5 protein-coding genes and 1 pseudogene are annotated in these 6,235 nt (G+C 66.3%); 3 read left to right on the top strand and 3 right to left on the bottom strand.

Annotation, left to right across the window (positions count from 1 at the left end; translation table 11 throughout):
* The 3 genes and pseudogenes from ACTHL0_RS04795 to ACTHL0_RS04785 all read right to left on the bottom strand — a co-directional run.
* Window positions 1-588, bottom strand: a pseudogene (locus tag ACTHL0_RS04795) (PCRF domain-containing protein); the annotation flags it as partial.
* Window positions 589-803: 215 nt separating this feature from the next.
* A complete protein-coding gene (recJ, locus tag ACTHL0_RS04790; protein ID WP_440565447.1) occupies window positions 804-2,516 on the bottom strand; it encodes a single-stranded-DNA-specific exonuclease RecJ in 1,713 nt (570 codons plus the stop codon).
* Between the two features lie 139 nt (window positions 2,517-2,655).
* The gene (locus tag ACTHL0_RS04785) at window positions 2,656-3,735 is read right to left on the bottom strand and encodes a regulator (protein WP_440565446.1); all 1,080 of its coding nucleotides are present in this window, start codon (window positions 3,733-3,735) and stop codon (window positions 2,656-2,658) included.
* A gap of 144 nt (window positions 3,736-3,879) precedes the next feature.
* On the opposite strand from ACTHL0_RS04785, the gene ACTHL0_RS04780 reads away from it, so the two are divergent.
* The 3 genes from ACTHL0_RS04780 to ACTHL0_RS04770 all read left to right on the top strand — a co-directional run.
* Entirely contained in the window at window positions 3,880-5,133 is a 1,254-nt protein-coding gene (locus ACTHL0_RS04780; RefSeq protein ID WP_440565445.1) for a lipoprotein-releasing ABC transporter permease subunit, read from the top strand.
* 7 nt (window positions 5,134-5,140) lie between these two features.
* A complete protein-coding gene (lolD, locus tag ACTHL0_RS04775; protein ID WP_440565448.1) occupies window positions 5,141-5,884 on the top strand; it encodes a lipoprotein-releasing ABC transporter ATP-binding protein LolD in 744 nt (247 codons plus the stop codon).
* A 78-nt stretch (window positions 5,885-5,962) separates the two neighbouring features.
* Window positions 5,963-6,235: TatD family hydrolase (locus ACTHL0_RS04770; RefSeq protein ID WP_440565444.1), on the top strand; the 273-nt coding region annotated here is incomplete at its 3' end.

The following is a 6,235-nucleotide window of genomic DNA, read 5'->3' as shown; positions in this document are numbered from 1 at the left end:
GTGCGCAGGAAGCCGTAGGCATACTCGCCTTCGACCTTGATCGTCGCGTTCTTGATGCCCGCGACATCGCCTTCCGACTCTTCGAGCACTTCTGTCTTGAAGCCCTTGCGCTCGCAATAGCGCAAGTACTGGCGCAGCAGCATCGAGGCCCAATCGCACGCTTCGGTGCCGCCGGCGCCGGCCTGGATGTCGATGAATGCGTTATTCGGATCGGCCGGATTCGCGAACATCCGGCGGAATTCGAGATCGGCCACGCGCGCTTCGATCTTCTGCGCATCGTCCTCGCAGGAGACGAGGGTATCGTCGTCGCTTTCCTCGCGGGCCATGTCGAAGAGATCCTGCGCATCGCGCAGGTCCGCGTCGAGCGCGGAGAGGGTCAGGACGACGCCCTCAAGCATTTTCTTTTCCCGGCCGAGGGCCTGGGCATGCTTCGAGTCGTTCCAGACGTTGGGATCTTCGAGTTCCTTGTTGACTTCAGCTAGACGCGCAAATTTGGCGTCGTAGTCAAAGATACCCCCGTAGCTCGCCCGCGCGCCGGCGCAAGTCTGCCAGAGAGCCTTCGATCGCGTTCAGACGTTCGGCTTCCATGTCGATCTTTTCTGCTTCGTGAAAAGGGGAAATTATAGCCGATGGCGCTGGCTCGCCGGGCCTTTGGGCAAGCCGGGCGAGCACTCGGCCGGCCTCTGGAAGCGCGGGCGGAACGCAACCTTTCGCGGTTCGCACTCGATGGATGCGTGCGAGCCCTCGCCCAGCAAGTGCCGCGCGTGCTCGGGGGGGCGGCGGCGGATATCCGGCGGACGGCCTTACTGCGCCGCGTCGGATCCGGCGTGCTCCACGATCAGTTGTACGCGCACGACGCCGTTCCAGCTGTCGGCCGCCAGCCGGTAGGCGAGATGCGCGCGCGCGGGCAGGGTGTCGGTGTGATTGAACCAGATCGCTTGGAAGCGCTGTCGCCCGCGGGCCAACTGCAGTTTCAGATGCTTATCTTTCACGAGCGCTTGCGAGACGACGTCGAATTCGCCCGAGAACGTCGGCGCGGGGAAGCCCTGGCCCCACACGGCCGCGTCGATGAGTTCGACGACTTGCGGCGTGAAATAGGCGTCTTCGAGCTCGCCGTCGGTCATCACTACGCGGGCCAGCGCATCGTCGTCCAATGCCTCCCGGGCAACGGATTCGAACGCGGCCGCAAAGCGCGGAACATCGCGCGTGGCGAGCGTGAGGCCGGCCGCCATCGCATGCCCGCCGAACTTGACGATCAGGTCAGGCTCGCGCTTGGCGATCAGATCGAGCGCGTCGCGCAGATGAAAGCCGGGAATCGAGCGGCCCGAGCCTTTGACGAGTTCGCCGCGTTCGTCGGCGAGCGCGAACGTGAACGAGGGCCGGTGATACTTTTCCTTCAGCCGCCCGGCGACAATGCCGATGACGCCCTGGTGCCAGGTTTCGTTGAATAGCGTGATCGTCGCGCGGCCGTCCGGATCGAGCGAGGCGATCTCGTCGAGCGCCTGCTGTTGCATGCCGGCTTCGATCTCGCGCCGCTCGCGGTTCATCGCATCGAGCTGCTGTGCGAGTTCCCAGGCGCGGCCGACATCGTCCGTCGTCAGGCATTCGATTCCGAGCGACATGTCCGAGAGCCGTCCCGCGGCGTTCAGGCGCGGGCCCAGGGCGAAGCCGAGATCGAATCCCGACGCGTTGCGCGCGTCGCGTCCCGCGGCGCGGAACAGCGCGGCGATACCCGGCTGCATGCGGCCGCGGCGGATCCGTGCCAGCCCCTGAGCCACGAGCACGCGGTTGTTGCCGTCCAGCTTGACCACGTCCGCCACCGTGCCGAGCGCGACGAGATCGAGCAGGCCGTCGAGCCGCGGCTCGGCCATGCCGCCTTCGCCGAATGCGCCGCGCTCGCGCAACTGCGCTCTGAGCGCGAGCAGCACATAGAACATGACGCCGACACCCGCGATGCATTTGCTCGGAAATTCGCAGCCCGGCTGGTTCGGATTGACGATCGCGCGCGCGGCCGGAAGCGTATCGCCGGGCAAGTGGTGATCGGTGACCAGCACGTCGATGCCGCGCGCATTGGCGGCGGCCACGCCATCGACGCTGGCGATGCCGTTGTCGACAGTGATGAGCAGATCGGGCTTGCGCTCGGCCGCCAGTTCGACGATTTCGGGCGTGAGCCCGTAGCCGTATTCGAAGCGGTTCGGCACGAGATAGTCGACTTGCGCGCCGAACATGCGCAGGCCGCGCACGGCCACCGCGCAGGCTGTAGCGCCGTCGCAGTCGTAATCGGCGACGACGAGCAAGCGCTTGCGCTGGGCGATAGCCGCCGCCAGCAACCGGGCGGCGTCGTCCGTGCCCTTCAACCGCACCGGCGGAACGAGCCGCGTGAGCCCGGTTTCGATTTCGTCCGGCAGGCGCACACCGCGTGCGGCGTAGAGCCGGGCCAGGATCGGGTGCAGGCCGTGCCGGATCAATGCCGTTTCATCGGCGGGCGAGCATGCGCGGGTGACGATTCGAGTCATGCGGGCAGGAAAGCAAAGAAGAACGGGCGCCCAAGCGGGCTATGCGGGCTATACGGGCCGAATCGCGCCGAGTGAAGGGCGAGGCCGGGGGCGAGGGCGCGGGCGGCGGAGCCTCGGCAGACGGCGAAGGGGCGCGGCATCATTCGAGCAGCGACGGCAGCACGCGCCGGCGCCAAAATTTGCGCAAGTCGCCGCGTGTGGCGGCGAGCGTGACCGAGCCGGTATCGCCGGCCAACGTCAATGTGAGCGCGCCGAGGCGCCCCGCGTCGAGCGCTTCCAAAGCGGGGGCGAACCAGTCGCGTTCGACCTCATCGAGCGCTGCTTGCCAGGCCGCCCAGTCTTGGGCGATGAACGGCGCTGCGAACGGGTTCAGTTCGACGAGCGTCGTGCCCGCGCCGAGCGGCGGCAGCGCTTTGAACGAACTCGGCGCGCGAGCCGTCTCGACGGAGGCGGCCAGCGCCAACCCGCGCGTGGCGAGTGCATCGGACAGGACGCGCACGAACGGACTGCGCACCGGTTGCGCCGTGCCCTGCGCGTGCAGCCAGATGGAGTTCACCGCCGGGAGTCCCTGCGCTTCCCGCGCCTCGTTCACGGGGTGCTCGAACCAACCCATCTGCACTTCGTTTTGCAGCTTCATCCAGATCCGCGAGCGCTGGCCCGACTGCGCATCGTGCGGTAGCCAGATCTCGATGCTGCGCCCGCTCGCACGCAGCGGCGACGCCCCCGCGAGCTTGCCCAGCGCCTCACCGGTCAAATACCAGCGGTGCGGGGTGGGCGCCTCGACGCGCACGCCCAGCTCTTCGATCAACGGCTTGGCGACAGAAAGGAGCTTGGCGGCCTCTTCGTCGGTCAAAGCCAGTGCGGACGGATCGATCAAGACGAGGTGATCGTGGGCGATGCGGACGTGGACCGGCTCGACGCACGCCCATTCGTCCCCGCCGGGCGTGCCGCCGTCGGCGAGTAGCATATAGGGTGCGAGCGGGGCGTTGTCGGTGGCGTTCGGGGCGATGGCGCCGAACTGGCGCGCGACCCACCGTTCGTGCGGCAGCGTGCGCTGGAAGTCTTCGCCGGCCACGCGCTCGACGAGCGCCGCGCGCGCGAGCAATTTGTCGAGCGCCGGGCTGCGCAGCTCGTGCAGTGCGGTGGAGGCATCGGCCGCCGAGGGTAGCGCGAACGGTAACAGGAGATGAAGGCGGTTGGAATGCATGATGGTGCGCATTGTATGGCAAACTGCGCGCTTGATCGGCGCCGCATCCGTCGCTTGAGCGACGTTCGCTGGCGCGGCACGTGCATTGCGGGCCGGTCGGGCGCGCCGCTGGGGTCGGCGGGGCGCGTGGTAGCCGCAAAGAATAGAAGGATTCGCTTGAAACTCCCTTACGAATGGCAAATCGGCTGGCGCTATACGCGCGCCGGCAAGCGCACGACAGGCAACGGCTTCATTTCGTTCATCGCGCTCGTATCGATGTCGGGCATCGCGCTTGGCGTCGCGGCGCTGATCGTCGTGCTTTCCGTCATGAACGGCTTTCAGAAAGAAGTGCGCGACCGCATGCTGTCGGTCCTTGCGCACGTCGAGATTTTTTCGCCGACGGGCTCCATGCCCGACTGGCAGCGCACGGCGTTCGAGGCGCGCCGCAATCCGGCCGTGATCGGCGCGGCCCCGTACGTCGACGCACAGGCATTGCTCACTCGCCAGGAGTCCGTGAGCGGCGTGGCGCTGCGCGGGATCGAACCGTCGCTCGAGCCGCAGGTGTCCGATATCGGCAAAGACATGAAGGCCGGCCGCCTGACCGATCTTCAGCCGGGACAGTTCAACATCGTGCTCGGTGCCGATCTGGCCGCCAATCTCGGCGTGTCGGCCGGCGACAAAATCACGCTCGTTGCGCCGGAAGGATCGTTGACGCCGGCCGGCATGCTGCCTCGCTTGAAGCAGTTTACGGTCTCGGGCGTGTTCGAATCGGGCCACTACGAATATGACAGCACGCTCGCGCTCATCAATATCCGCGATGCCGAGGTGCTGTTCCGCACTGCCGCGCCGACAGGCGTGCGGCTCAGGCTCAAGGATATGCAGGAAGCGCCGCGCGTCGCTCGGGAGTTGTCGCATACCCTGTCGGGCGATCTTTACATTCGCGACTGGACGCAGCAGAACAAGACATGGTTCTCGGCCGTCAAGATCGAGAAACGCATGATGTTCGTGATCCTCACGCTGATCATCGCCGTGGCCGCGTTCAATCTGGTTTCGTCGCTCGTCATGACGGTGACGAACAAGCAGGCCGACATCGCCATCTTGCGCACGCTCGGCGCGCAGCCGGGCTCGATCATGAAGATCTTCTTCGTGCAGGGGATCACGATCGGCTTCGCGGGGACGGCATCGGGCGTCGCGCTCGGCTGCCTGATCGCATGGAGCATCCCGTGGCTCGTGCCGATGATCGAACATTTGCTCGGCGTGCAATTTCTGCCGCCGTCCGTCTATTTCATTACGGAGCTGCCCTCGGAACTGGTCGCGAGCGATGTGATCCGGATCGGCATCATCGCATTCGCCTTGTCGGCGCTCGCGACGCTCTATCCGAGCTGGCGCGGCGCGAAGGTGCGGCCGGCGGAGGCACTGCGGTATGAATAACGAATCCATGATCGAACGGGCAACACCGGGTTACGCCGCGGGGAAGGCGTCGGAATCGGCACAGTACGTGCTCGAAGCGCACGGCATCTCGAAGGCATTCGTTCAAGGCGGGCTGAATGTGCCCGTGCTGAACGGGGCCGAGTTGGCCGTGCGCCGCGGCGAAAAACTCGCGATCGTCGGAGCGTCGGGCTCCGGCAAGAGCACGCTCCTTCATGTGCTTGGCGGTCTGGACGAGCCGAGCGCCGGCAGCGTCTCATTGCTCGGCCGGCCTTTCACGGCGTTGGGCGAACGCGAGCGCAACGATCTGCGTAATCGCGCGCTCGGCTTCGTCTATCAGTTCCATCATCTGCTCGCCGAATTCAGCGCGCTCGACAACGTCGCGATGCCGCTGCGCATTCGGCGTCTCGCGCCCGAGGACGCGCGGCGCGAAGCCCTGGCCATGCTCGAGCGTGTCGGTCTGGCCCACCGCGCGAAGCATCGTCCCGGCGAGCTGTCGGGCGGCGAGCGCCAGCGTGTGGCGATCGCGCGCGCGCTGGTCACCCAACCGGCTTGTGTGCTGGCCGACGAGCCAACCGGAAACCTCGACGGTGCGACGGCGGACAACGTCTTCAATCTGATGCTCGAGCTGTCCGCCACGCTCGAGACGAGCTTCGTCATCGTCACGCACGATATCGATCTGGCGGGGAGGTGCGATCGCATCGTGCGTTTGCGCGACGGCGTGCTGCACGAGGAGCCGTCCGTCCCCGTGTAGCGAGCCGCTACGAAGCGCAAGTCTGGAAAGTCTGGAGCTAGCGCGAACCAGCGTGAACCGGCCCAAGGGAGCGTCGCCATGTGGATCGATACGCATTGCCATCTGGACGCAGGCGAGTTCGACGACGATCGTGAAGCCGTCGCGCAGGCCGCGCAGGCTTGCGGGGTGGGGCGCATCGTCATTCCGGCCGTGGCGGTGCAAAATTTTTCGACGGTCCGCACGCTCGCTCATCGAATCGCGGGCGGCGTCTATGCGCTCGGTATCCATCCGCTTTTCACGCGACAGGCGAGCGACGCGGATCTCGATACACTGCGCCGCGAGATCGAAGCAAGTCTCGACGATCCGCGGTTC

Origin of the sequence: Trinickia sp. (assembly GCF_051961175.1) — a bacterium.
Taxonomy (GTDB): domain Bacteria; phylum Pseudomonadota; class Gammaproteobacteria; order Burkholderiales; family Burkholderiaceae; genus Trinickia.
This window is presented reverse-complemented; position numbering and strand designations above follow the sequence as displayed.